We start from the raw sequence: 24687 nt of genomic DNA on the forward strand, positions 1-24687 counted from the left end.
GAGATTGCGGCTCCCGTGCGCTACTCGATCCTTTCCCTTGCCACCAAAGCGCTCGGCGCGAATCGCGGCTGGAAACCGGTATGGCGTGACGCCTCGCCGGCGGAGGCGTACGACATCGTCGTCGTCGGCGGCGGTGGCCACGGACTGGCAACCGCCTATTACCTCGCCAAGGTGCACGGCATCAGGCGAGTGGCGGTCATCGAGCAGGGTTGGATCGGCGGCGGCAATGCCGGTCGAAACACCACCATCATCCGCTCCAACTACGGCCTGCCCGGCAACGAGCCCTTCTACGAATGGTCGATGAAGCTCTGGGAGGGGTTGGAGCAGGACCTCAACTACAACGCGATGGTGAGCCAGCGCGGCGTACTCAACCTCTATCACTCGGACGGCCAGCGCGACGCCTTCGCACGGCGTGGCAATGCGATGCGGCTGCATGGCGTCGATGCCGAGTTGCTCGATCGGGACGGGGTGCGCAAGCTCGCGCCGTTCCTCGCCTTCGACAATGCGCGTTTTCCGATCCAGGGCGGCCTCTATCAGGCGCGCGGCGGGACGGCGCGCCACGATGCGGTGGTCTGGGGCTATGCCCGCGCCGCCTCCGCTCTGGGCGTCGACATCATCCAGAATTGCGCGCTGACCGGGTTCCTGCGCGACGGCAGCGATGCGATCGTCGGCGTCCAGACGACGCGCGGGGCCATTCGCGCCAGCAAGGTGGGTGTGGCGGTGGCGGGCAACAGCTCGCGCGTGGCGGCGATGGCGGGGCTGCGCCTGCCGATCGAAAGCCACGTCCTCCAGGCCTTCGTGAGCGAGGGGCTGAAGCCCGTCATTCCCGGTGTCGTCACCTTCGGCGCGGGGCATTTCTACGTCAGCCAGTCGGACAAGGGCGGCCTCGTCTTCGGCGGCGACATCGACGGCTACAACAGCTACGCGCAGCGCGGGAACATGCCCGTCGTCGAGGATGTGTGCGAGGGCGGCATGGCGCTCATGCCGATGATCGGGCGTGCCCGTCTGCTGCGCAGCTGGGGCGGCATCATGGACATGTCGATGGACGGATCGCCGATCATCGACATCGCGCAGATCCCTGGCCTCTATCTCAACGCCGGCTGGTGCTATGGCGGGTTCAAGGCGACGCCTGCCTCGGGCTGGTGCTTCGCGCATCTGCTCGCCACCGACACGCCGCACGAGACCGCGACCGCCTACCGGCTCGACCGGTTCCGGACCGGGCATGTCATCGACGAAAAGGGCGTCGGCGCCCAACCCAATCTCCACTGAGGCGGCATCGATGCGCATTCCCTGCCCCTATTGCGGCGACCGCGACTCCCAGGAGTTCCTCTATCGCGGCGACGCCGGTCTCCGGCGGCCGGAGGGCGAAGACGGCTTCTTCGACTATGTCTACTTGCGCGACAATCCGGCCGGCACGATCCGCGAGCATTGGTATCACGCGCAGGGGTGCCGGAACTGGATCGTCGTGACGCGCGACACGCGCTCGCACGAGATCCAGGGCGCAACGCTCGCCGCGGGGGCGGGGCGATGAGCCGGCGCGCCGCCGGCGGCCTGATCGATCGATCGAAGCCGCTCGCTTTCACCTTTGACGGCAGGTCGCACACGGGCTTCGAGGGCGATACGCTCGCCTCCGCGCTGGTCGCCGACGACGTGCGCCTCATCGCGCGTTCGTTCAAATATCATCGTCCCCGCGGCATATTGACCGCGGGTAGCGAGGAACCGAACGCGCTCGTCACGCTGCGGAGCGGAGCCCGTGCCGAGCCGAACACGCGGGCGACCACCACCGCGTTGTTCGCCGGGCTGGAGGCGTTCAGCCAGAACCGTTGGCCGAACCTGCGCTTCGACGTGATGGCGGTGAACCAGCTGTTCGCGCCGATCTTCGCGGCCGGCTTCTACTACAAGACGTTCATGTGGCCCGCCGCTTTTTGGGAAAGGGTGTACGAGCCCGTAATCCGCCGCGCCGCCGGGCTGGGGCAGCTCTCGATGCTGCCCGATCCCGACCGTTACGACCGCGAACACGCCTTTTGCGACCTGCTGGTGATCGGCGGCGGTCCGGCCGGGCTCGCCGCCGCGCTCACCACGGCACGCGCCGGGCTCCGCGTGATATTGGTCGACGAGGATGTCCGGCCCGGCGGGCGGTTGCTCGCCGAGCGCCACGAAATCGATGGCATGCCCGGCGCGGTCTGGGCGGACGCAGCCGCCGTCGAACTGGCGGCGCTTCCCAACGTGCGCGTCCTGACCCGCACCGCCGTGTTCGGCGTCTATGACGGACGCGAATATGCGGCGGTGGAGCGGGTGACGGACCATCTCGTCCAGGCGCCCGCCGGTCAGCCTCGCCAGCGGCTGTGGAAGATCGTGGCGAAGCGCGCGATCCTCGCCACGGGCGCGACCGAGCGGCCGCTGGTGTTCGGCGGGAACGACCGGCCCGGCGTGATGATCGCGTCCGCCGTGTCGACCTACATCAACCGTTTCGCCGCTCTGCCGGGCCGCCGCGCCGTAGTGTTCACCGCCAGCGACAGCGGCTGGCAGACCGCGCTCGACTTGGCCGATGCGGGGGTCCACGTCGCTGCGGTCGTCGATCCGCGCGAAGCCGCGCCGGTGGTCGCAGACGCCCTGCGCAAGGCGGGCACCGAGATATTGCTCGGCGCGCAACTGCAGGACGCGATCGGCGCGCCGGTCCGCAAGGTCGAGGTTCGCCTCGCTGACGGACGCTTGCGACGCATCGCCTGCGACCTCGTGGCCATGGCGGGCGGCTGGAACCCGGCGATCGGCCTCGGCAGCAACATGGGTGCGCGGCCCGTCTGGTCGGAGGCGGCGCAGGCTTTCCTGCTCGACCAGACACCGCCGGGCTTGGCCCCGGCCGGTGCGGCGGCGGGGCATTTCGCGATTCACGCGGCGCTACACGACGGCGTCGCGCAGGCGGTGGCGGCGACCGATGCACTGGGCAAGTCGGCGCTCGCGCATCGCTTCGCGGCGAGCGACGAGCCCATCGGCGTCAGGCCGCTGTGGCATGTTGCAGGGCGCGGCAAGGCGTTCGTCGATTTTCAGCACGACGTGACCGACAAGGATGTCGCGCTCGCGGCGCGTGAGGGTTTCGTCTCGATCGAACATCTGAAACGCTACACGACGCTTGGCATGGCGACCGACCAGGGGCGGACCAGCCAGCTCAACGGCCATGCGCTACTCGCCGCCGCGACCGGCCGGTCGATCGCCGAAACCGGCACGATCCTGTCGCGCGCACCCTATCAGCCGGTCGCGATCGGCGTGCTCGCCGGCCATCACCGCGAAGAGCATTTCCGACCCGAGCGCCGCACCGCCAGCCATGATTGGGCGGTCGGGCGCGGCGCGAGCTTCGTCGATGCCGGCCAGTGGAAGCGCGCGCAGTGGTTCGCGCGACCCGGCGAGGACTGGCTGGCGACCGTCAACCGCGAGGTGACGGCGACCCGCAACGGCGTCGGCATCTGCGACGTCTCGACCCTGGGCAAGATCGACGTGCACGGACCGGACGCCGCCGTGTTGCTCGACCGGCTCTACGTCAACATGTTCTCGACATTACCCGTCGGCCGGGCACGCTATGGCGTGATGCTGCGCGAGGATGGTTTCGTGATGGACGACGGCACCACCACGCGTCTGGCCGAGGACCACTTCTTTGTCACCACCACCACGGTCAACGCGGCGCGGGTGATGCAGCATATCGACTATGCCCGGCAGGTGCTGTGGCCCGAGCTGGACGTCCAGGCGACCTCGGTGACCGAGCAATGGTCGACCTATGCGGTGGCCGGGCCCCAGTCGCGTGCGCTGCTCCAGCAGGCGCTGCCGGGCATCGACATCTCCAACGACGCCTTCCCGTTCATGGCCGCCGCCGGGTTCCGCTGGAACGGCCAGCCGGCGCGCATCTTCCGTCTCTCCTTCTCGGGCGAGCTGGCGTATGAAGTGAGCGTCCCGGCGCGGCAGGGCGATGCGCTGGTGCGCCACCTGTTCGCCGCCGGCCGCGCGTTCGAGGCGGTTCCCTACGGCACCGAGGCGCTGGGCGTTATGCGGATCGAGAAGGGGCATCCGGCAGGCAACGAACTCAACGGCACGACCACCGCGGCCGATCTCGGCATGCGCCGGATGATGTCGAAGAAAAAGGATTATATCGGCCGCGTCATGGCAGCGCGTCCGGGCCTGTCGGATCCGCTTCGCCCGGCGCTGGTCGGGCTCAAACCGGTCGATCCGACGAAGAAGATCCGCGCCGGCGCGCATCTGCTCGCGCCCGGCGCGCCGCGGACCGCGGCGCGTGACCAAGGCCATGTCAGCTCGGCGGCGTGGTCGCCGACGCTCGGTCACGGCATCGCGCTGGCGCTGCTGGTCGACGGCCCCAATCGCCACGGGGAGCATGTCGTCGTCCACGATCCTGTGCGCGGTGCCGATGTGGAGGCGGAAGTCTGCCATCCCGTGTTCGTCGATCCGGAAGGAGTGCGCGTCCGTGCCTGACAGCCTCACCGTCGAACCGCGCGACCGGCTTGGCATCGCCAGCGTCATGGCACGCAAGGGGATCGCCAGCGCCGCGATCGGCACGAGACTTGGCATTGAGATGTCCGATCGCCCGCGCGCGATCGTCACGGGCGGGCGTACCGTCGTCGGCACTGGCCCGGGTACATGGCTGCTGATCGAGGAGGATGCCGCCCCCGACTTCACGGAGACGCTCCAGCAGGTGCTCGCCGGGCTTGCCGGGGTGTCGGACCAGTCGAGCGGCTATGTCGTGCAGCGTTTCTCCGGTCCCGGCGCGCGCACGCTCCTTAAGCGCGGCGCGGCGATCGATTTTGATACCGAGGCGTTCGCAACGGGGTCGGCGGCGACCACCGTCATCGCGCATATCGGCGTCATCCTGTGGCAGGTCGACGACCGGCCGAGCTACGATGTCGCGACCTTCCGCAGCTACGCGCACAGCTTCCGCCACTGGGTCGACGAGACCGCCGCCGCGCTGTGAGCGCTCTCCGTCCCGAGGTTCCGATGATCGCCTATCTACTTACCCTGTCCTGCCCAAACCAGCCCGGCATCGTCGCGCGGGTGACGACCGAGATGTTCCGCCACGGCGGCGACATCCGGGAGGCGCACCAGTTCGACGACATCGAAACCGGCCGCTTCTTCATGCGCATCGTCGCGAGCCTGCCCTCCGCGGACAAGGCGGCGTCGTTTCGCGACGGCTTCGGGACGATCGCGGCGGACCTGTCGCTCGACTGGTCGTTCCGCCCGAGCGGCGAGCGGCGCAAGGTGCTGATCCTGGCCTCCAAATTCGACCATTGCCTGGTCGACCTGTTGTACCGCGAGCGGATCGGCGAGCTGCGCATGGACATGGTCGGTATCGTCTCCAACCACCCGCGCGATACCTATGCCGGCACCGACTTCGGCGCGATCCCCTTCCATCATCTCCCCGTCACCAGCGAGACGAAGCCGGCGCAGGAGGCGGAGATCAAGCGCATCGTCGCCGAGAGCGGTGCCGAGCTGGTCGTGCTCGCGCGCTACATGCAGATCCTGTCGGACGATCTGGCCGCGTTCCTCTCCGGCCGCTGCATCAACATCCACCACAGCTTCCTGCCCGGCTTCAAGGGCGCGAAGCCGTATCATCAGGCCCATGCGCGCGGCGTCAAGCTGATCGGCGCGACGGCGCACTATGTCACCGCCGATCTCGATGAGGGTCCGATCATCGAGCAGGATGTGGAGCGGATCAGCCATCACGACAGTCCCGAAGACCTCGTCCGCAAGGGCCGCGACATCGAACGCCGCGTGCTGGCGCGCGCCGTCGCCTTCCACCTCGACGGCCGGGCGCTCGCCAACGGTCACAAGACCGTCGTCTTCAGGGACTGATCGCGTGGGTGCTCGACAATAGCGTGTGCGCGGCGTGCCGCCGGCAGGGACTGACGGGTGACTTTGCGATGCGGGTCGCCTAGGTTCGGCCGACGCCATTCAGCCGAGGGTTCCGCCATTTCCGTCCCTGTCGATTCCGCCGATGCCGACGATCTCGCGACCGGGTCCGCCGCGCCCGCCGTCGCCGAGCGAAGCCTGGAGAAAGCGCTTGGCAACCAGATCCGCACCATCCGCCGCCAGCACGACCTGTCGGTCGCCGATCTCGCCGGCGCCGCCGGCATCTCGAACGGGATGCTGTCCAAGATCGAGAATGGCGGCATCTCGCCCTCGCTCTCGACGCTGCAGTCGATCTCGGGGGTATTGCAGGTGACGCTGTCGTCGCTGTTCGCGTCGTTCGAGGAGCGTCAGGACTGCTCGTACGTGCCCGCCGGCCAAGGGCTGACGATCGATCGGCGCGGCACCAAGGTCGGCCATGTCTACCAGCTGCTGGGTCATGTACTGCGCGGCGACGTGGCCGTGGAGCCCTATCTCATCACGCTGCGCGAAAATGCCGAAGCCCATACCAGCTTCCACCATTCGGGCGTCGAGTTCCTTTATATGCTCAAGGGCCAGGTTCATTATCGTCATGGTTCGGAGGTCTATCACCTGGCGCCGGGCGACGCGCTGTTGTTCGACAGCAGCGCGCAGCACGGTCCCGAAACGCTGGCCGACGAGGAAACCAGCTATCTGTCGGTGATCGTCTATCCGCGGGCCGCGAGCTGATACGGTTTCCTTAAGAGAAAGATTTGTTCTTCAGGATTGACGGATTAAGTCGCCATACGTAAAGGTACGGAACCCGATCATGGAAGGTTTCCCGCCGAATGTGTGGAATTGTCGGCCTGTTCCTGAAGGACAAGGCGCTCGAGCCGCAGCTGGGATCGCTGCTGGCGGGCATGCTCGAAGTCATGACCGACCGCGGCCCGGACAGCGCCGGTTTCGCGATCTATGGTGCCGGCGACGCCGATCACCTGAAGCTGACGGTACGGGGTCCCGACCTCGACGGCCTCGCCACCGCGCTGGGCGTCGAGGGTGTCGTGCGCGACAGCCATCTCGTTCTCGTCTTCGCCAAGGATCAGGAAGACCTGGTGCGTGGTTGGCTCGCCACCGAACGCCCCGATCTCGTCGTGACAGGGGCCGGGCAGCGGATCGAACTTTATAAAGAGGTCGGTCTGCCGGCCGACGTCGCCGCACGCTTCGGTCTTCCCGGCATGAGCGGCACGCACGGCATCGGACATACCCGGATGGCGACCGAGAGCGCAGTCACGACCGACGGCGCTCACCCCTTCTCGACCGGGCTCGATCAGTGCCTCGTCCATAACGGCTCGCTCTCCAACCACCACTCGCTTCGGCGAATGCTGGAGCCGCAGGGCATCCGTTTCGCAACCGATAACGACAGCGAGGTCGCCGCGGGGTATCTGAGCTGGAAGCTGCGTGAGGGGGCGACGCTCGCGCAGGCGCTGGACGCGAGCCTCCACGACCTCGACGGGTTCTTCACCTTCGTCGTCGGCACCGAAAGCGGGTTCGCGGTGGTGCGCGACCCGATCTCGTGCAAGCCCGCGGTCATGGCCGAGACCGACCGCTATGTCGCGTTCGGCTCCGAGTACCGCGCACTGGCCGGCCTGCCCGGCATCGGGACGGCGCGCCTTTTCGAACCGGAGCCTGCGCGCGTCTATGCCTGGGAGCGCCACTGATGCCGGTCGTCGACCTTGCCGCAACGACCAAGCGCGACTTGAATGCACAACTCCATGCATTGTCCGCCGTCACCAACGAAACGCTGTGGCGCGTCGAGAACCCGGCGGGCCAACATGCGCTTGCGGTCGGCCTTGACGCTCCCATCACCGTCGAGATCGCGGGTCATGCGGGCTATTACTGCGCCGGCATGAACGCCCACGCTTCGGTGATCGTCGAGGGCAATGCGGGGGTCGGCGTCGCGGAAAACATGATGTCCGGAACGGTGCATGTCAAAGGCGACGCCAGTCAGGCGGCGGGTGCCACCGCACAGGGCGGGCTGCTGGTGGTCGATGGCGATGCGTCGGCGCGCTGCGGCATTTCGATGAAGGGGGTCGATATCGTCGTGAAGGGCTCGATCGGGCCGATGAGCGCCTTCATGGGCCAGTCGGGCAACCTCGTCGTGCTCGGCGACGCCGGCGATGCGCTGGGCGACTCGATCTACGAGGCGCGGCTGTTCGTGCGCGGCACCGTAAAGAGCCTTGGTGCCGACTGTATCGAGAAGGAGATGCGCGACGATCATCGCGTGCAGCTACGCCGCCTGCTCGACGCCGCCGGTCTTGCCGACGTCCAGCCGGACGAGTTCAAGCGCTACGGCTCGGCCCGCACGCTCTACAACTTCCACGTCGACAACGCCGCTGACTACTGAGGACGATACGATGGACGTGGCCAAAATTCCGCAGACGCCGCCCCGCCAGTCGGCGACGTTCGATCCGCATACGCTCGCCGAGATCCGCCGCGCGGCGGCGACAGGAATCTACGATATCCGCGGTGCCGGCACCAAGCGCGCGCTGCCGCATTTCGACGATCTCCTGTTCCTCGGCGCGTCGATCTCGCGCTATCCGCTGGAGGGGTATCGCGAGAAATGCGCGACCGACGTCTGGCTCGGTACGCGCTTCGCCAAAAAGCCGATCCATCTGAAGATCCCCGTGACCATCGCCGGCATGAGCTTCGGTTCGCTCTCGGCGCAGGCCAAGGAGGCGCTCGGCCGCGGCGCGGGGGCGGCGGGCACGTCGACCACCACCGGCGACGGCGGCATGACGCCCGAGGAACGCGGCCAGTCCAGGATACTGGTCTATCAATATCTGCCGTCACGCTACGGCATGAACCCCCGCGACCTGCGCAAGGCGGACGCCATAGAGGTGGTGATCGGCCAGGGCGCCAAGCCAGGCGGCGGCGGTATGCTGCTCGGCCAGAAGATTTCCGATCGTGTCGCCGCGATGCGCAACCTGCCCAAGGGGATCGACCAGCGCTCGGCCTGCCGCCATCCCGACTGGACCGGGCCGGACGACTTGGAGATCAAGATCGAGGAACTGCGCGAGATCACCGACTGGGAAAAGCCGATCTACGTCAAGGTCGGCGCCACCCGCCCTTATTACGATGTCGCGCTGGCGGTGAAGTCGGGGGCCGATGTCGTCGTGCTCGACGGCATGCAGGGCGGGACCGCGGCGACGCAGGACGTTTTCATCGAACATGTCGGCATCCCGATCCTCGCCGCGATCCGCCCGGCGGTGCAGGCGCTGCAGGACCTCGGCATGCATCGCAAGGTGCAGCTCATCGTTTCGGGCGGCGTCCGCAACGGCGCGGACGTGGCCAAGGCGCTGGCGCTGGGGGCCGACGCGGTGGCGATCGGCACCGCGGCGCTGGTCGCGCTCGGCGACAACGATCCGGCGTTCGAAGAGGAATATCGCAAGCTCGGCACCACCGCCGGGGCCTATGACGACTGGCAGGAGGGCCGCGATCCGGCGGGCATCACCACGCAGGACCCGGTGCTGGCGGCGCGGCTCGATCCGGTCGCGGCCGGAAGGCGGTTGGCCAACTACCTCGCGGTGCTCACGCTGGAGGCCCAGACCATCGCGCGCGCCTGCGGCAAGAGCCACGTCCACAATCTGGAACCCGAAGATCTGGTCGCGCTCACCATCGAGGCGGCGGCGATGGCGCGGGTGCCGCTGGCGGGAACCGGCTGGATCCCCGGTCAGGGCAACTTCTAGGCACCAAGCGTACGGCGATCCGCTGCGGCGCAGGCGGAACGCGTTCATCGAAAGCGGTGGGTTCAAAGGAACGCCGCTCCATCGGGGTAAGGACATCGACCATGACCATCGATCTCGCGGGCGTCGCCCGGGAAAAGGGCATCAAGTACTTCCTGATTTCCTACACCGACCTTTTCGGGCATCAGCGCGCCAAGCTGGTGCCGGCGGCCGCGATCGGCGGTATGCAGAAGAACGGCGCGGGCTTTGCGGGCTTCGCCACTTGGCTGGACATGAGCCCGGCGGATCCCGACCTGTTCGCCAGGCCCGATCCGGAAAGCCTGATCCAGCTTCCCTGGAAACCCGAGGTGGGCTGGCTCGCCGCCGATCTGTGGATGAACGGCGCGCCGGTCGAGGCCTCGCCGCGGAACGCGCTGAAGGTGCAGATCGCTCGCGCGGCCGAACAGGGCCTGCAGATGAAGACCGGCGTCGAGTGCGAGTTCTTCCTCATCACGCCGGACGGGACGGGCGTCGCCGACGCCGCCGACACGCATATCAAACCCTGCTACGACCAGCAGGCGCTCATGCGCCGCTACGACGTGATCACCGAGATCTGCGACGCGATGCTGGAGCTCGGCTGGAAGCCGTATCAGAACGATCATGAGGACGCGAACGGCCAGTTCGAGATGAACTGGGAATATGACGAGGCGCTGCTGACGGCGGATCGCCACGCGTTCTTCAAATACATGGCCAAGAGCATCGCCGAGAAACACGGCCTGCGCGCGACGTTCATGCCCAAACCGTTCGTCCACCTCACCGGCAGCGGGTGCCATATGCATGTCTCGGTCTGGAAAGACCACGAGAACGTCTTTATTGGTCAGGATAACTGGCTGTCGCCGCTCGGCCTGCACTTCATCGGCGGCATCATCCATTCGGCCGATGCGATGGCGGCGATCACCAACCCGACGGTCAACAGCTACAAGCGCATCAATGCGCCGCGCACGCTGTCAGGCGCGACCTGGGCACCCAATTCGGTGACCTGGACGGGCAACAACCGCACCCACATGATCCGCGTGCCCGACAGCGACCGGTTAGAGCTTCGCCTCGCCGACGGGGCGGTCAATCCCTATCTGATGCCGGCGGTGACGCTGGCTGCCGGTCTCGACGGTATCGCCCACCGGCGCGATCCTGGTCCGCGGCTCGACATCAACATGTATACCGACGGCCAAAACGTCGGCGACGTCAAGAAACTGCCGCTCAACATGCTTGATGCATTGCGTGCATTGGCGGGCTCGGACGTGCTCAAAAACGCGACTGGCACATTGGTGCCTGCCTATCTCAAGCTGAAGCATGGCGAGTGGAATGATTATGCTCGCCACCTGACCCAGTGGGAGCGCGACACCACGCTCGACTGCTGACGATACTGTCTGGCCAATCTGGGAGACAGAGTCCGACGACGATAACGGCCGAGGCAACCCGGAGATTTGGACCTAAACTGCTCAGCCTTTTTCGCCGCGGAACGGTCGCGACGCCGTGCTGACGGATACGACCCGTGCGATCCCCGCCTGCACCTCGAGCCATTCGGCTTCGCGTACGATCCTGGCACGATCGCGATAGGGCCACCAGCGATAGGCGTCGGGTGTGGCTTTCAGATCATACGCTCCTGCGTGGCGCGGGCGGCGACCGCGGCGGCCGCCACGCCCGCCAGCCGGCCGAAGGCGGTGGCCGTCATCAGCCCGTTGCCGGCGATATAGCCTGCCGCGGTGGCACCCGAAACGCCGCGCGCAGCGCCGCCGCCTGCGAACAGATTGGTAAACGGGCTGCCGGCACGGTCGAGGACGCGCGCGGACTCGTCGATGACGAGTCCGCCTTGCGTATGGAAAAGCGCGCCCGTGACCTTCACCGCGATATAGGGCGCGACAAGGGCCTTTTCCGGATCGAACCGGCGTCCGAACGGGTCGGCCGCATCCTCGCGCTGCATCGCGGCGACCGCTGCCATGGTCCCGGCAAGTCGGTCGGCCGGAAGCCCGGTCGCGGCGGCAAGCGCCGCAACGTCGTCACCGCGCCGCAACGCCCCCGCCTTCGCGAGTTCGCGATATTCGTTGAAATCCTCCAGCACGCGGTGCACCCGCTCGTCATAGATCGCCCAGCCCACGCCGCCGGGTTGCGCGATGATCTCCACCGCATGTTCCGAATAGCCGTGCGAGTCATCAGTGAAGCGCTCGCCGTTCAGATTGACCTGGATGCCGCCCTCAGCCATCGCGATCCATTGCAGCAGCAATCCGTAGCCGGCGGCAAGACTGCCATGGCCCTGATAGCCCGCAAGGTCGGCGGTGGCGGCACCGAGCGCGATACCCCAGGTCAGCGCGTCGCCCTGATTGCCCGGATGCGTGTGGGCGATCGCCCCCGCGATCTCGGGGATATGCTCGGCCACCAGCGCGGCGTTGCCGGCAAAGCCGCAGGTCGCCAGCACCAGCGCCTCGCAGCCGATTCGTTCGACCGCGCCGTCGGGCCGGGTGATTTCGACGCCGCGCACGCGCTTGCCGTCATCGACCACCAGCGCCGACACGCGCGCATCGGTCATCACATCGACCCCGGTTGCCTGCGTCGCAGCGTAGAGCGCGGCGATCAGTTCCGATCCCGTACGGTTGGGCGTGCCATGGAGCCGCGATCGGCTATGCCCCGGCAGGGACCTAGCGGATGGCGTCAGCGTGAGCGGAATGGCGTGCCGTTCGATCAGCCAGTCGATCGTGGCGGCCGAGGCGATGGCGACATGCCGCGCCCAGTCACGATCGACCGCACCGTTGGTCTTGGCGACGATATCGTCGGCGTGGATCGCGATGCTGTCATCGTCCACCCCGCCGGTACGCTGCGCCTGGGTGCCGGCGGCGGGGATCAGCCCGCTCGACATCGCGGTCGTTCCCATCGGCACGCTATCGCGTTCGAGTACCAGCACCGACGCGCCGTGGTCGCTCGCAGCGAGCGCGGCGGTCAGGCCACACGCGCCGCCACCCGCCACCAGCACGGGCACCACGACATCGAACGCCGTCCCGTCGAAGCGCTTGACGGTCATGGCCGGGGATCGCCCGCGGTGATCTTGAAATCGACCACCGTTTCGCGGAAGCGCTGGCCATCGGCGATCAGATCGCTCGCGCCGACGGCATCGTTGATCCCGCCTAGATCGACCATGCGCGGCCGATAGGTCTCGGTCGTGCCAGCGGTCTTCAGCGCGGCGAGCATCTGCCGCCCCATATGGACCACCGCACGCGCAACGGCGACGGGGAAGATCATCAGCCGGCAACCAATCCCATGCAGCGCGTCGTAGGGCAGCACAGGCGAAGTACCGCCCTTCACCATGTTGGCAAGCATCGGTACGCGACCGCCAAAGCGCGCGCGCATGGCGCGTATCGCATCTTGCGATGGCGGTGCCTCGACAGACGGCATGCCGGCACCCGCCTCGATATAGGCGGCGGCGCGGCGTCCAGCGCGGCGTCCAGTCCCTCGACCGCGATCGCATCGGTGCGCGCGACGATCAGCGGTATATCGATGCGGTCGACGATCAGATCGTTCGTGTGGGCGACCGCGGAAACGCTGACCAACTCGATATCGAGGCGGTTCGAACCGCGAATAGGGCAGCGACCTTCCAGAAAGATAGGCCGCATCGAAGCCAGCCTGCGCGATCGGCGCGGCCGACAGCGCGTCGTAGCAGCCGGGCACCAGCACACCGCCGGCAAACCTTGCGCGCAATCGAGCGGCGGTCGAAAGATGAAGCCTGTCCATAGTCCTGATCGTGACCGATCGAGCCGGCACTGCAACATTGCGATAGGCGCTATTCGCAGGGCGAGAATATCAACGCCCGCGCGATGTAGGAACGCGTCCGCGCCATCCCAACCGGGCACGATTCAGATTCCGGTATCGGCTGGCGATCGTCAATGTCGACGTTCAAGGGGCCTTACCCGCCCCGATCCGATGCTCGGCCACGAAATCGTGGGCGAGCTTCAGAATGCCGGCAGACGCGGCATCGGTGGCCGGAACGTCGTGATCAGTGACGATCGCTACCTTGTCGGCATCCCACAGGCCGATGCCCAGGCGATCGAGATGCCGCTTCCAGCGGCGCGGCCCCGAACTGTCATGGGCAAAGGCGAGATCGATCGTTTCGGTGACGATCTCGCCCGGCCGCACCGATGGACGGCCGTCGTTGGACGATGATTGTTTCCGCAAGGGTGCAAGATGCCATGGCCTTTCCGATGACGCCGCATCTGGCCCACGGCCGTTACCGTCCCCGTCGTTGCTCGGCACGCGATGGTTCTATCGGGCCGGGGCGGTGTGGCGTTAGCGATCGACGTCTTCGCGGAGCTTCGCCTCGGTGAGATCGTAATAGGCGAGCGCGACGCAACTGAGCAGCAGCAATCCCATCGGTGCCAACGAAGCGAGTACATAGATCGCATCGACCGCCGATTGAGGCTGAACGGCGGGCTTTGCCCCGTGCGCTGCGACATAGCCCGCGCGGCCCAGGACGATGCCGGTCATTGCCGCACCAAGGGCATAAGCGATCTTTTCGACGATCGTATACAGCGCCGACAGCATGCCTTCGCGCCGCATCCCGGTGCGGCGATAGTCCCATTCCATCGTGTCGGGCAGCAACGACTGGCCGAACAGCAGCACCGCGCCTGCCGTCACCCCAAGGCCGATCGCGCGCAGGAACGTAAAATACAGCGGTTCGCCCGTATGGACGAAGTACCAGCTCAGATACATCACGGCATAGACGGCGGTGGCGATCATGTAGACCAGGCGTTTGCCGGCGCGGCGCGCGATCCGCAGCCAGAAGCGCTGCGACACGATCATCGCCATATAGAATACCAGGAAATACAGGCCCAGCAACGTATCGCTGAATCTCAACACCTGCTTGAATAGAAACGGCGTCGCCGCCTGGGTGACCGCCAGCGCCGTGAGCTGGAGCAGCTTGATCGCCATCAGCAACATAAAGGGCCTGTTGGTCGCGATCAGCCAGATCTTGCCGACAAGACCGATCCGCGGCTGGGCGACGGCGTAATGGAACGGCGCGGTGCGCGTGGTGCGGAAGCACACGATCGCCGCTACCGCTGCGACGGCGGCGACGAACAGCGACATGGTGCCATGCCCCGCCTGGCCCCCGCCGCCGCGCGCGATCAGCAACGGCCCCGCGAACGTCGCGATCAGGCTTGCCACCGCGGCGGCATAGACGCGGAACGAAATGAGATGAGAACGCTCCTGATAGTCGCTCGTCATCTCGGCCGGCATCGCCATATAGGGGACGGTGAACACGGCATAGGCGGTTGAATAGAATAGCAACGCCGCGCCCAGATAGAGGATCGCCGAGGTGCCCGCGATGCCGCCGGGAAAATGGAAAAGGACGACCACCGCGACGGCCAGCATCAGCCCGCCGACGAGCACGAACGGTCGCCGCCGGCCGCGCGGCGAACGGCTGCGATCGCTGATCCCGCCGATCATCGGATCGATCAGCGCGTCATACAGCTTGGACAGCCCGATCAGCGATCCGGCCAGCGCGGCACCGATCCCGACGGTATCCGTCAGATATCGCAGCAGCAGGACGTTGATGGTGTTGAACACCACCGCCACCGCCAATGTGCCGACGCCCCAGCCGACGCAGGTCGATAGCGACAACGGTCCCTCACCCGATCCATGATATGTCGTTGACGTCATGCCGCGCCCTCCCCGTCGATGATGTTACCCCTGCGGGCATTTCCATGGCAGCCGTATATGCGCGCCGATCGTACGGAAGAGGGCCGCGCACGACCGGTCATGTTGCAAGGAAGTCGAGCATCGCCGCTGCCGTTTCGGCAGGTCGCTCCTGATGCACGAACGATCCGGAATTGGCGATCCGGACGATCCGCACCCCGGGCAGCACCTTGCGCCCGACATCCTCGTACTTGGTATAATAGCCGCGATCGGCATAGATCAGCAGCGTCGGTGCGGCGACCTTCGCCAGCAGCGCTGCGGTGTCGGTCAGCGCGACGCCGCGTTCGGACGGACGGACCCAGCGATCCGCCTTGGCGCGGCTGTCATTCTGTTCGACCTCGATTTGCGGATCGATCGTGCCGAAGCGCGCGACCTGCGCCAACGTGCGCCGCTTGGGACGCCAGTCGCTCGTCCACACCGCCGGATCCCGGTCGGCATCGGTCTTTGCCAGATCGACGCGGGTAATCGCGCTGTTCAAACTCACGCTGATCAGCATCAGGCGGGTGACGCGTTCGGGCCAGCGTGCCGCCATCGTCGTCGCGATAATGCCACCCAGCGAATTGCCCGCCACCGCGAACCGGTCCACGCCAAGTTGGGACAACGCCGCCAGGATCATCGCGGTGCTCTCGTACGGCATCTGGACATAGGGCGGGGCGCCGCGCATCGTCGATCCGCCATGCCCCGGCAGGTCGATCGCGATCACGCGGTAGCGTTTGGCCAGCAATAGCGCCGCCGCCCGCCAGTCGGCGATCCAACCGCCGAGCTTGGGCAGCAGCACCAGAGGCGGCGCATCGACGGGCCCGAGCGTGGCGTAATGGATTTCGCCGCCCGCCCGCGCGATACCGCCGCCGCCGGTCCAGGGCATCGCGGTGCCGGTCGCCGACGCCCCCGGCACCGGTGCAGCCGCGAACAGCGCCGCGCCGACAACCAGGCCGCGTCGCGGCAGATCGATCCGTTCGCTCATCGGTTCCTTCCCGTATCGCGCCAGGCGGCGGCGCGGCGAACCGCGTCCGCGCGGATATTATCCCAGAAAAACGCGATGTCTTCCATGTGCAGGATGCCCCCCGGCACCCGGTCGGGCACCGGCAAGCCCGGCTTCACCGTCACGCGCAGGACGCCGCCATCGCACCGCGCCGCGACCATGTGCGGCCGCAGTGGCGGCAGCGGCCCGGCCACGGCGGGGGCTGGCAGGGTTCCGCGCGCGTCGGCAAAATCCCCCGCCGGACGCCCGGTGTCGAACGTCAGCGGATTTGTGCACACCAACGTCGCGCCGGGCAGCGGCACCGGATCGCGCGTCAGCGAGTGCGCTACATAGGCTTTGGTATCGGCGTCGGCGTCGAAACTGTTCCAGCTGGCGATGCAGCCGGTCTGGCGCGGCGTGGTGCAGGCGGGGATGCCGGGGGGCAGCAATCCGGTCGGAATGCCGAGCCCGGGCAGATAGGCCACGACCAGCCGCCCGGCGAGCGGCGTGCCGGCGATCTCCTCGCGCAACAGACGCAGACCCTGAAGCGCCCCTTGGCTATGCCCCGCGATGATGAAGGGCCGGCCACCATTGTCGATCGCGATGTAATGCCGGAAAGCGCGGCGGACGTCCTGATAGGCCAGGTCGTACGCCTTGGCACCGTCCCCCGCTTCCTCGACGAACGCCCGCGACGACGCTTGGCGGTAGCGGGGCGAAAAGGCGCGGCAGCAATCGGCGAACAGGCTGATCTGACGCGCGCCGACGCTGACATCGGTCCAGCGATTGGTCTCGGCATCGGTAACGTCCTGGTTCCACAGTTGCTTGGAACGGAACGTCGTCGGCTGGATGTAGAACACGTCGACGCGGCGCTGCTTCTGTATGTCGCGCACCGCCCAATTACTGGCCAACGCATAGTCCGGGGCGGGGGGCGGCGGGGTGGCGTCGAAGCCCGGACCGGCGGGGGTCGCGGCAAGGCACGCCAAAGCCGCAATCGCCGTGGTCAGGCGGCGGGAACGACCGGCAAGCCTGGTCGGCCATGATCGTTCCCGCCGACCCATCAGAACCGCGCGTCCAGCGTCAGACCGAGGGTTCGACCGTTGGTGACGAAGCCGGTGGAAAAGGTCGTCACGGGAAAGAATTCCGGCTCGTTGATCGCGCTGGAGATATATTGCTTGTCGAACAGGTTCTTGGCGAACACCGACACCTCATATTTGTCTAGTGTCAGCCCGAGCCGGAGGTTGACCAGCGTCTGGTCGCCCGTATTCTGTAGCGCGATCGGCGTGCCTGACACCTGCGCCGACCGATAGGACAAATCGCCGCGCAGATACACCTCCGCCGCACCGACCGGCACCGTATAGGTGCTGGCTAGGACATATTGGTCGGTCGAGGTGCGCTGGATCTGGCGACCGCTGATGTCGATGCCGCCGCCCAACGCCGTCAGGCCGCACGCCGCCGCCGTCGCACAGACGCGGGTCGAGCTGAAATCGATCGTGCCGTTGTTCCATTTGGGATCGGCATAGCTGTACGCCACGGTCAGGTCCCAGTGCGACATCGGGTGGAGGTTGAGATCGACGTCGAACCCCTTGACCGTCGCGTTGCCGACGTTGGTGATGAAGTTCGCCTGGCCGAAGATCGAGGATGGCTGGGAAATCTGGATCGCCGACCATTTGATGTAATAGGCGCTGGCGTCGATAACGACCATGCCGCCTGCGAAGCTGTTCTTCGAACCGACTTCGAATGTGGTGTTCTTTTCGGGACCATAGGACTGTTCGGCAAGCACCGCGGTATTGTTGAAACCGCCCGATTTGGTCCCGCTGCCGACTGAGGCGTAGATCGTCTTGTTGTCAGCCCAGCGCCAGTTGGCCGTCGCGCGATACGTGCCATAGGAGTAGGTCGCCGACGGCGAGCGAACGACATTCGTCAGGAAATTGATCAAGTCGGCCGACTTGTCCTCCCAACTCCAGCGGGCCTGGCCTTCGATATCGAAGGTCGGGGTCAGCTTGAGCGTACCCAGGCCGAAAACCGATTTGGTCTTGGTTCGCTCGACGGTGCTCGTGTCGAGACTTCTTGCCGTCTCCGCCGGTCCGGTGCCTGAACTTGCGATCTGGGTGCCCACCCGGTCGTAATAATAGCCGCCGGTGGCCCAGTCGAATACGCGATTATTGTACGATTCCAGCCGCAGTTCCGAACTCCATTCGCGGGTCGGACCGACGAACGGCTGGGTGAAGATGCGGGAGGCCGTGGGTTGGGCACCGCCGCTGGCGTCCAGCGTCTGGTCCTGCAAGGCGAAGGCGTTGTATTTCGCGTACGAGCCGGTGAGCCGCGCGGTCACGGTGCCGAAATCATAGGCCAGCTTGCCGATCCCCAGATCGGTGCTGCGCGTCGAATAGGACGCGGGATCGACGTCCACCTCGGCCGGCGCGTTGAGCGTACCGCACCGATAGCGCATATTCGTGATGCCGCGCGCCGTCAGCGTGGGGATGCTGTTAAGCCCACCGCAATTGTTGGGGAAGATATAGTTCGCGCTGCCATCCTGACGATCGTCGTAATGATAATAGAACAGGTTGGCGGACAGTGCGTCGGACGGTTTCCAGTCGAGCATCGCCGACGCCGAGACCTTATGGTCCCAGCCGCCCAGGCGGCTCCCCTGCGAATTCGCGACGGTGCCGCCGAAATGCGAATAGCTGCCGACCACCTGGAAGCCCAGCGTGTCGGTTAGCGGCCCCGCAATCTTGCCCGACACCTCGTACAGATCGTCGGTCCCGACGCTCGCCTTCACGCGACCGGTCAGATGGTCGGTCGGCGTATCGAGCACATAGTTGATCGCGCCGGCGAAGGCGTTGTTGCCGTATAGCGCGCTCTGTGGCCCCTTGATGACCTCGACACGGGACAGATTGAAGAAATCGATGTCCAGGTTCGACTTGGCGGACAGATACACGCCGTCCAGGAACACGCCGACATTGTTGTCGAAGGTGGTCGTCGTCACGTTGGTGACGCCGCGGATCACCGGCGCGCCCAGGCCGCCGGCGTTGCCGGCGTTGTAGGTGAGGCCCGGGGTGAGCCGGGCAAGGTCGGCGATGCTCTCGACGCCGGCGCGCGTCAGGCTCTTTTGCGTCTCGACCTCGACGGTCGCCGGGATCGACTGGAGCGATTCCTCGCGACGTCGGGCCGTGACCAGGATGTCGCCATCCGCCGTCGTCCCGTCCGACGGCGCCGCGGACACCTGCGCCTGCGCTGCGGCGGCCGAGACCGGTACCTCCTGTGCCAACGCAGATTGTGTCGCGATCGCTGCCAGGACGATTGCCGTACCGCTCATAAAATATGATTTCATGCCAACGCCCCCTTGTGCTGATCGTCAGGTGGCAACCGTTTTGACGGTCTTGCCAGCTGTCACGGTGCTGTCACGCGATTGGTAAGGCGCAAACACATCGTCGCCGCGATATTCGCAGTGCGATCATTGAACCGCGATGGTGGATCGTGCGGCCGATCTATACGATATCTGGAGGAACGGTCCGGAGATAGCGATGCAGTACGAGCTGGCACAACGCGGTCGCGCGATGATGGATTTCGAAGTGACGACCCGACTCGCGGCGGCGGCGCTGCACCGCGCGGCGGAGGGCGAGCTGGCGGATCGCGGCATCACGGCCGATACCTTGCCCAAGGATATGGAGCAGCGCCACGACGTGATCGATACGGCGTTGAAGGACTCGCCGGTCTTCCAGGCGCGGCAGTTGCTGGGGGAATGGTGTGCCAAACAGCATGGCCGTGCCGCCGAGCAAGCCTTTGCCGAAATCGCCGACACCCTCGTCCCCGAACTGGAGCGGTTGCGCGAGGGCGGTACGACGATCACCCGGCACGATGATTATGCCGCGCCCAAATACTGGTCGGACATATGGTTTCACCGCACCCGTGGCGGCTGGGATGCCGACGTGTATAACGGCTTCGTGCACGGCGAGCTGGTCCACAAGCGATATGTCTCCAAGGTATTCCCCGGCGACATCTACGGTTCGCGTCGCGTCGTCCTGAAGGACCTGCCCCGCGACGACTATCGCCGTATCCTGGAGATCGGCACCTCGTCCGGTCATCACACGGTGGCGATCGCGGAGGTCTTTCCCGACGCCCGGCTGACCGGGATCGACCCGTCGCTCAGGATGCTCGAACAGGCGCAGCGCGTCGCCAACGAACAGGGGCTTGCATGGGACCTGCATGTCGGCGTCGGTGAGGCCCTGCCGTTCGCGGAAGCCAGCTTCGATCTGGTGACGGCCTATGCCATCCACCACGAGATGCCGCCGCGGATCATCTCGGCCATCTTCGCCGAAGCGTTCCGGGTGCTCGAACCCGGCGGCGACATGGCGATGGCCGACGTCACGCGCACCGGCGATCTCGACCGGCTGGCGGCATGGCGGATGGACTGGGCGGCGAAATGGGGCGGCGAACCGTTCTGGCGCGCGACCGCCGGGCTCGACATGGTGCCGATGGCCGAAGCGGCGGGCTTCGTCGATGTGCGGGGCTATGCGCCGAACCCCGGGCGCGATCCCTATGTCATCTACGGCCGCAAACCGGCATGAGCGGCGGTGCGGATCGTACCGCCGGCCGCCGGATCCTGCCCGAATCGCGGATCGACGATCTGGGGGAGGCGATCCTGGCGCTGACCCGCGAAATCTGGGTGCTGACCGATCGGCAGGCGGTACTCGAAGCGGTGCTGGGTCAGGCGGGAATCGATACCGGCTCCATCGATCGCTACCAGCCCGACGCTGCGATGACCGCACGATTGGCGGACAGGCGGCAACAGTTGATCGACAACATTCTGTTCGCGCTGAAGGCGAAATAGCAGCCTCGACGCTGCTATTTGCAGTCGATTCTCGTCCGTATCGCGGTCCATGCCTTCGCCTTGGCGGTATCGCCGGGATACAGGCCGGCCTGAAGGAACGTCACGACCGCCGTCCTGACCAGCGCCAGCCGCGCCGGGGTGGCGTCCCCAGTCGGCGGTCGGAGCGGCCCATCGATCCCGCCGATATAATGACCCGCGCCAGCGACCGTCATCAGACAGATGCCGCGTCCCGGCTGACTGCGACGATAGCCGTCGGTCAGCCATACCGGCCCCTGCGGCAGCGCCCAGACATTGTCGTTGCCGCCGACGATCGTCAGAACCGGGCCGCGCATGGTCGACCAATCGACCTTGAGATAGGGCGACTGCCGTTTCCAATTGTCGGTCAGCCCGTCCTCATGGCCCGGCGGCGACAGCAGGACCGCCGCCTTGATCGTCGGCTCATCGGCGTGCATCGGCTTGCCGCTGGCAGGATCGATCACGGTCGCCCCCATCACCGTCTCTGCGGTATGTCCGCCAAAGGAGTGCCCGACCACCGCGATCCGGTCGGCGTCGACCCGCGCGCGCAGACCCGGCACCGACCCGGTCACGATACCCTGATGCCCGGCGATCCACCGCACCTGCGCGATGCGCTTGCGCCAGCTATCGGGGTCGCTGGGACCCGGCGGCGCAAAGCCGTCGATCGACGCGTCGGGATGGTCCGGCTGGATCACGACGAACCCGGCCGCGACCATTGATCGGACGAGCGGCTGATAATCCTCGCGCGACAGATGAAAGCCGTGGGACAGGATGACCACCGGCATTTTCCGGCCCGTCACCAGGTAGCTGATCCGCAGCGTCAGGCCGCCGGCGCTGCCGTCGTCGACGACCACGGGATCGACCGTCGCGATCCTGGGCGCGGCGATCGGCCCTGCGTCCGTCGGCGTCGTCGCTATCGTGATGGCGAGCGCCGCGATCAGGCCGATCCGTCTGTACACTCGGTCGCTCCTCGCAATGGCGTTGCGATCGAACCTAGCTTGCGGCGACGCGCGCACGACCGCTATCATCCGCCTGTTCGCCAGGCGACCAGCCCGGTGGATCGGCGGGGGTGACAGATACGTGGCTGAACGGGACATGAAAGACGAGGCGCTGGATCGCGGTATCCCGATCCGGTCGATCAGCCGCGCGATCGCGGTGCTGCAGGCGATCAACCGGGGCCAGTCGCTCAGCATGATGGAGATCGCCAAGGCTTCGGCGGTGCCCTACCCGACCGCCTGCCGGATCGTGCAGACCCTGCTCCACGAAGGTCTCATCGAGCGCGAGGCGTCGCGCAAACGCTATCAACCGACCGCGATGGTGCAGACGCTGGCGCATGGGTTCCAGGGCCATGGCGCGTTGGTCCATGCGACCCGCCCGCATATCGCCGCGCTGACGCGCGAGATCGGGTGGCCGATCTCGCTCACCACGCATGTCGGAAGCGCGATGGTGATCCGCGATTCAACGCACGCGCAGACGTCGCTCACCTTCAACGCCTATTTTCCCGGCTACGCCATGCCGATCCTCGAATGCGCGGCCGGGCTCGTCTATCTAGCGTTTGTGGACATCGCCGAACGCAACACGATCCTGAACAGTCTCGCCTATCTCGACGACGACGATTCGCGTCACATGCTGCAACTAGCGCGCGAGGGCGGGCTGATCGATACGGTGCGCAGTTCGGGCTATGCGGCGCGCGGTTTCAACCGTTTTACGCAGAATCCGGGCAAGACGTCGTCGATCGCGGTGCCGTTGTTCGAACAAGGCGCGATTGCGGGCGCACTGACGCTGGCGTTCTTCGCGTCGGCGATCAAGATCGGCGATGCCGTGAAGCTATTCCTACCGGCACTGAACGCGTGCGCGACCGCGATCACCGAGGATCTGGATGCCGATCCGGTTGCGGCGGCAGGATAAGGATCAGGCGATCGCCGCCTCGTCGCGCAGGCTGAGGATCATCGCCTGGCGCAGCAGATACTCGCGACGCTGCGCCGCATCCGACAACAGCCCCTCCAGCCTGCGTTCCTGCGGAGTCGTGCTGTCCGAGCCACCCGCTTCGAGCATCTGCTTGTTGCTGATCGTCTGCGCCTGGACGAACTGCTGGGTGATCGCGCGGCGTTGCCGCTCGTATCGATCGAGCAGGGGGGCGGGGGCTTCGCCGTGGTTGATGATTTCCTGGAGCTTGCCGGTCAGGTTCCAGGCGTCATGCACCCCCGAATTCATACCGAATCCGCCAAGCGGGTTGTTGAGGTGCGCGGAATCGCCTGCCAGCAGCACGCGGCCCCGGCGGAACTGCCGCGCCACGCGCTGGTGCACGCGGTAGATCGTACGGTGATACGTCTCGACCGGCGTCTCGTCGCCCAGCAGACCGGCGAACACCCGGTCCTTGCTGCCATCCGACAGCAATTTCGCATCGTCCTGCGTATCGGGTGCAGGGACCAGGACCCGCCAAAGCCCCGGCACGCGCAGCAATACGCACCATTCCTCGGCATCCGCGACGTAATTAACGTTAGCGAGACCGGGTATCCGCGTTTCTATGGGAAAGGCGGTCGACAGCGTAAGGAAACGTTCGGGATAGGTGAAGCCGTCGAATTCGATCCCCAGCCATTTGCGGATCGTCGAATTGGCACCGTCGGCGGCGATGACGTAATCGGCGCGGTAACGCTCGATCGCGATCGGGCCCTCGGCACTCACCGAAACCCCGGTTTCGTCCTGCTCGATCGTCACGACACGTCGCTGGAACCGGACGTCGCCATGCGGATGCGCGGCAATCCGCTCGGTCAGCAGCCGCGACAATTTATACTGCTCGCATTGCAGCCGGTACGGGTAGGGGGTCGCATCGCCGATCTCGCCCAGATCGAGTTCGACGACGTTGCCGCTGCGGCGGTTGCGATACTGGTAGACGGGTGCCTTCAACCCGATCGCTTCCAGTTCCGCCAGAACGCCCAGCGCCGCCATCATCTCCAGCGTCGGCGGGTGGAAGGTCGATGCGCGCATGTCCTCCGGGCAACCGGCATTGGCATCGATCAGCAGCGTGTCGATTCCCGCCTGCGCCAGGCGATACGCCGCCACCGCGCCGACCGGTCCGGCACCGACGACGAGAACGCGTGTCGTCAGGGTCGCGCCGCCGGTTCCATCATTGGACATCGTCATCGCCGCGGTCAGGCCGGATCGACCAGAAGGCGCATTTCGACCACGGCAGCGTCGGCGCGGTGCACACTCGCCGCCCGATATTCAGGTGCCGCGATATAGGCGCGGGCCGCCTCTGCGGTATCGAACCGCGTCACGACCACCCGTTCACCCACGGGACTGTCGCCCTCCAGCACTTCCACCACCGGCCCCCGCACGAGCGGCGTCCCGCCGAAACGTTCGGACAGGCCCGCGATACCCTTGCCGTATAGCGCGAATTTGTCGGGATCGGTGATGCGTACCGTCGCCACGATATAGGCTGCCACCCGAAGATCCCCCGTCCTGTCGACACGTCGCTGCCGCCACCTGATGGCACCGACCTTTGCGAGACGCGCGCGGGCGGTCACGGTATATCCGTCAGGCGAACACAGCGAAGG

General features: G+C 66.4%; 23 protein-coding genes. 13 read left to right on the forward strand and 10 right to left on the reverse strand.

Going from position 1 to position 24687, the window contains the following annotated elements; translation table 11 throughout:
• Positions 1 to 15: 15 nt before the first annotated feature.
• The 10 genes from HUU99_RS01375 to glnT all read left to right on the forward strand — a co-directional run bounded on the left by HUU99_RS01375 (position 16) and on the right by glnT (position 11002).
• A complete protein-coding gene (locus tag HUU99_RS01375; RefSeq protein WP_174284788.1) occupies positions 16 to 1269 on the forward strand; it encodes a sarcosine oxidase subunit beta family protein in 1254 nt (417 codons plus the stop codon).
• Positions 1270 to 1279: 10 nt separating this feature from the next.
• Entirely contained in the window at positions 1280 to 1531 is a 252-nt protein-coding gene (locus HUU99_RS01380) for a sarcosine oxidase subunit delta (protein WP_174284789.1), read from the forward strand.
• Positions 1528 to 4476 carry a sarcosine oxidase subunit alpha family protein gene (locus HUU99_RS01385; protein ID WP_174284790.1) on the forward strand — a complete coding sequence of 983 codons (2949 nt, stop codon included), beginning with the start codon at positions 1528 to 1530 and terminating at the stop codon, positions 4474 to 4476. Before HUU99_RS01380 ends, HUU99_RS01385 begins: the two co-directional genes overlap by 4 nt.
• Positions 4469 to 4972 (forward strand): sarcosine oxidase subunit gamma, encoded by a 504-nt coding sequence (locus tag HUU99_RS01390; RefSeq protein WP_174284791.1) that lies wholly within the window; start codon positions 4469 to 4471, stop codon positions 4970 to 4972. Before HUU99_RS01385 ends, HUU99_RS01390 begins: the two co-directional genes overlap by 8 nt.
• 23 nt (positions 4973 to 4995) lie before the next feature.
• Positions 4996 to 5850 (forward strand): formyltetrahydrofolate deformylase, encoded by an 855-nt coding sequence (purU, locus tag HUU99_RS01395; protein ID WP_174284792.1) that lies wholly within the window; start codon positions 4996 to 4998, stop codon positions 5848 to 5850.
• Positions 5851 to 5907: 57 nt separating this feature from the next.
• Positions 5908 to 6612 carry a helix-turn-helix domain-containing protein gene (locus HUU99_RS01400; protein WP_254602853.1) on the forward strand — a complete coding sequence of 235 codons (705 nt, stop codon included), beginning with the start codon at positions 5908 to 5910 and terminating at the stop codon, positions 6610 to 6612.
• Between the two features lie 98 nt (positions 6613 to 6710).
• Positions 6711 to 7580, forward strand: coding sequence for a class II glutamine amidotransferase (locus HUU99_RS01405; protein ID WP_174284793.1), 870 nt, complete (start codon positions 6711 to 6713; stop codon positions 7578 to 7580).
• Positions 7580 to 8266: a protein glxC gene (locus HUU99_RS01410; RefSeq protein WP_174284794.1), complete on the forward strand. Its 687-nt coding sequence runs from the start codon at positions 7580 to 7582 to the stop codon at positions 8264 to 8266. The genes HUU99_RS01405 and HUU99_RS01410 overlap by 1 nt, the downstream gene beginning before the upstream one ends.
• Before the next feature lie 10 nt (positions 8267 to 8276).
• On the forward strand, positions 8277 to 9608 hold the full coding sequence (locus HUU99_RS01415) for an FMN-binding glutamate synthase family protein (RefSeq protein WP_174284795.1): 1332 nt from the start codon (positions 8277 to 8279) through the stop codon (positions 9606 to 9608).
• A 101-nt stretch (positions 9609 to 9709) separates the two neighbouring features.
• Entirely contained in the window at positions 9710 to 11002 is a 1293-nt protein-coding gene (glnT, locus tag HUU99_RS01420; RefSeq protein ID WP_174284796.1) for a type III glutamate--ammonia ligase, read from the forward strand.
• A 230-nt stretch (positions 11003 to 11232) separates the two neighbouring features.
• On the opposite strand, the gene HUU99_RS01425 is transcribed toward glnT, so the two are convergent.
• The 7 genes from HUU99_RS01425 to HUU99_RS01455 form a co-directional block, all read right to left on the reverse strand.
• Positions 11233 to 12657: an FAD-dependent oxidoreductase gene (locus HUU99_RS01425; protein WP_174284797.1), complete on the reverse strand. Its 1425-nt coding sequence runs from the start codon at positions 12655 to 12657 to the stop codon at positions 11233 to 11235.
• A complete protein-coding gene (locus HUU99_RS01430) occupies positions 12654 to 12983 on the reverse strand; it encodes a hypothetical protein (protein ID WP_174284798.1) in 330 nt (109 codons plus the stop codon). Before HUU99_RS01430 ends, HUU99_RS01425 begins: the two co-directional genes overlap by 4 nt.
• Positions 12984 to 13526: 543 nt before the next feature.
• Positions 13527 to 13766: a hypothetical protein gene (locus tag HUU99_RS01435; RefSeq protein ID WP_217430729.1), complete on the reverse strand. Its 240-nt coding sequence runs from the start codon at positions 13764 to 13766 to the stop codon at positions 13527 to 13529.
• 150 nt (positions 13767 to 13916) lie between these two features.
• Positions 13917 to 15287, reverse strand: coding sequence for an MFS transporter (locus HUU99_RS01440; RefSeq protein WP_174284800.1), 1371 nt, complete (start codon positions 15285 to 15287; stop codon positions 13917 to 13919).
• Positions 15288 to 15384: 97 nt separating this feature from the next.
• The gene (locus HUU99_RS01445; protein WP_174284801.1) at positions 15385 to 16287 is read right to left on the reverse strand and encodes an alpha/beta fold hydrolase; all 903 of its coding nucleotides are present in this window, start codon (positions 16285 to 16287) and stop codon (positions 15385 to 15387) included.
• Positions 16284 to 17267 (reverse strand): DUF3089 domain-containing protein, encoded by a 984-nt coding sequence (locus HUU99_RS01450; protein WP_174284802.1) that lies wholly within the window; start codon positions 17265 to 17267, stop codon positions 16284 to 16286. Before HUU99_RS01450 ends, HUU99_RS01445 begins: the two co-directional genes overlap by 4 nt.
• A gap of 74 nt (positions 17268 to 17341) precedes the next feature.
• Positions 17342 to 19615: a TonB-dependent receptor gene (locus HUU99_RS01455; protein WP_174284803.1), complete on the reverse strand. Its 2274-nt coding sequence runs from the start codon at positions 19613 to 19615 to the stop codon at positions 17342 to 17344.
• Positions 19616 to 19808: 193 nt separating this feature from the next.
• On the opposite strand from HUU99_RS01455, the gene HUU99_RS01460 reads away from it, so the two are divergent.
• Together HUU99_RS01460 and HUU99_RS01465 are read left to right on the forward strand one after the other, a co-directional pair.
• The gene (locus tag HUU99_RS01460; RefSeq protein WP_174284804.1) at positions 19809 to 20852 is read left to right on the forward strand and encodes a class I SAM-dependent methyltransferase; all 1044 of its coding nucleotides are present in this window, start codon (positions 19809 to 19811) and stop codon (positions 20850 to 20852) included.
• Complete coding sequence (locus HUU99_RS01465; RefSeq protein WP_174284805.1) at positions 20849 to 21115, forward strand: hypothetical protein; 267 nt, start codon at positions 20849 to 20851, stop codon at positions 21113 to 21115. The genes HUU99_RS01460 and HUU99_RS01465 overlap by 4 nt, the downstream gene beginning before the upstream one ends.
• Positions 21116 to 21129: 14 nt before the next feature.
• Here HUU99_RS01465 and HUU99_RS01470 read toward each other — a convergent pair whose 3' ends face one another.
• Positions 21130 to 22089 (reverse strand): alpha/beta hydrolase family protein, encoded by a 960-nt coding sequence (locus HUU99_RS01470; protein ID WP_174284806.1) that lies wholly within the window; start codon positions 22087 to 22089, stop codon positions 21130 to 21132.
• Between the two features lie 136 nt (positions 22090 to 22225).
• On the opposite strand from HUU99_RS01470, the gene HUU99_RS01475 reads away from it, so the two are divergent.
• Entirely contained in the window at positions 22226 to 23038 is an 813-nt protein-coding gene (locus tag HUU99_RS01475; RefSeq protein ID WP_174284903.1) for a helix-turn-helix domain-containing protein, read from the forward strand.
• Between the two features lie 3 nt (positions 23039 to 23041).
• Here the strand turns inward: HUU99_RS01475 and HUU99_RS01480 are convergent, their stop codons facing one another.
• Positions 23042 to 24274 (reverse strand): FAD-dependent oxidoreductase, encoded by a 1233-nt coding sequence (locus tag HUU99_RS01480; RefSeq protein WP_254602854.1) that lies wholly within the window; start codon positions 24272 to 24274, stop codon positions 23042 to 23044.
• Between the two features lie 8 nt (positions 24275 to 24282).
• Positions 24283 to 24576 carry a DUF1330 domain-containing protein gene (locus HUU99_RS01485; protein WP_174284807.1) on the reverse strand — a complete coding sequence of 98 codons (294 nt, stop codon included), beginning with the start codon at positions 24574 to 24576 and terminating at the stop codon, positions 24283 to 24285.
• Positions 24577 to 24687: the final 111 nt, after the last annotated feature.

This window comes from Sphingomonas bacterium (genome assembly GCF_903642285.1).
Lineage (GTDB): Bacteria > Pseudomonadota > Alphaproteobacteria > Sphingomonadales > Sphingomonadaceae > Sphingomonas.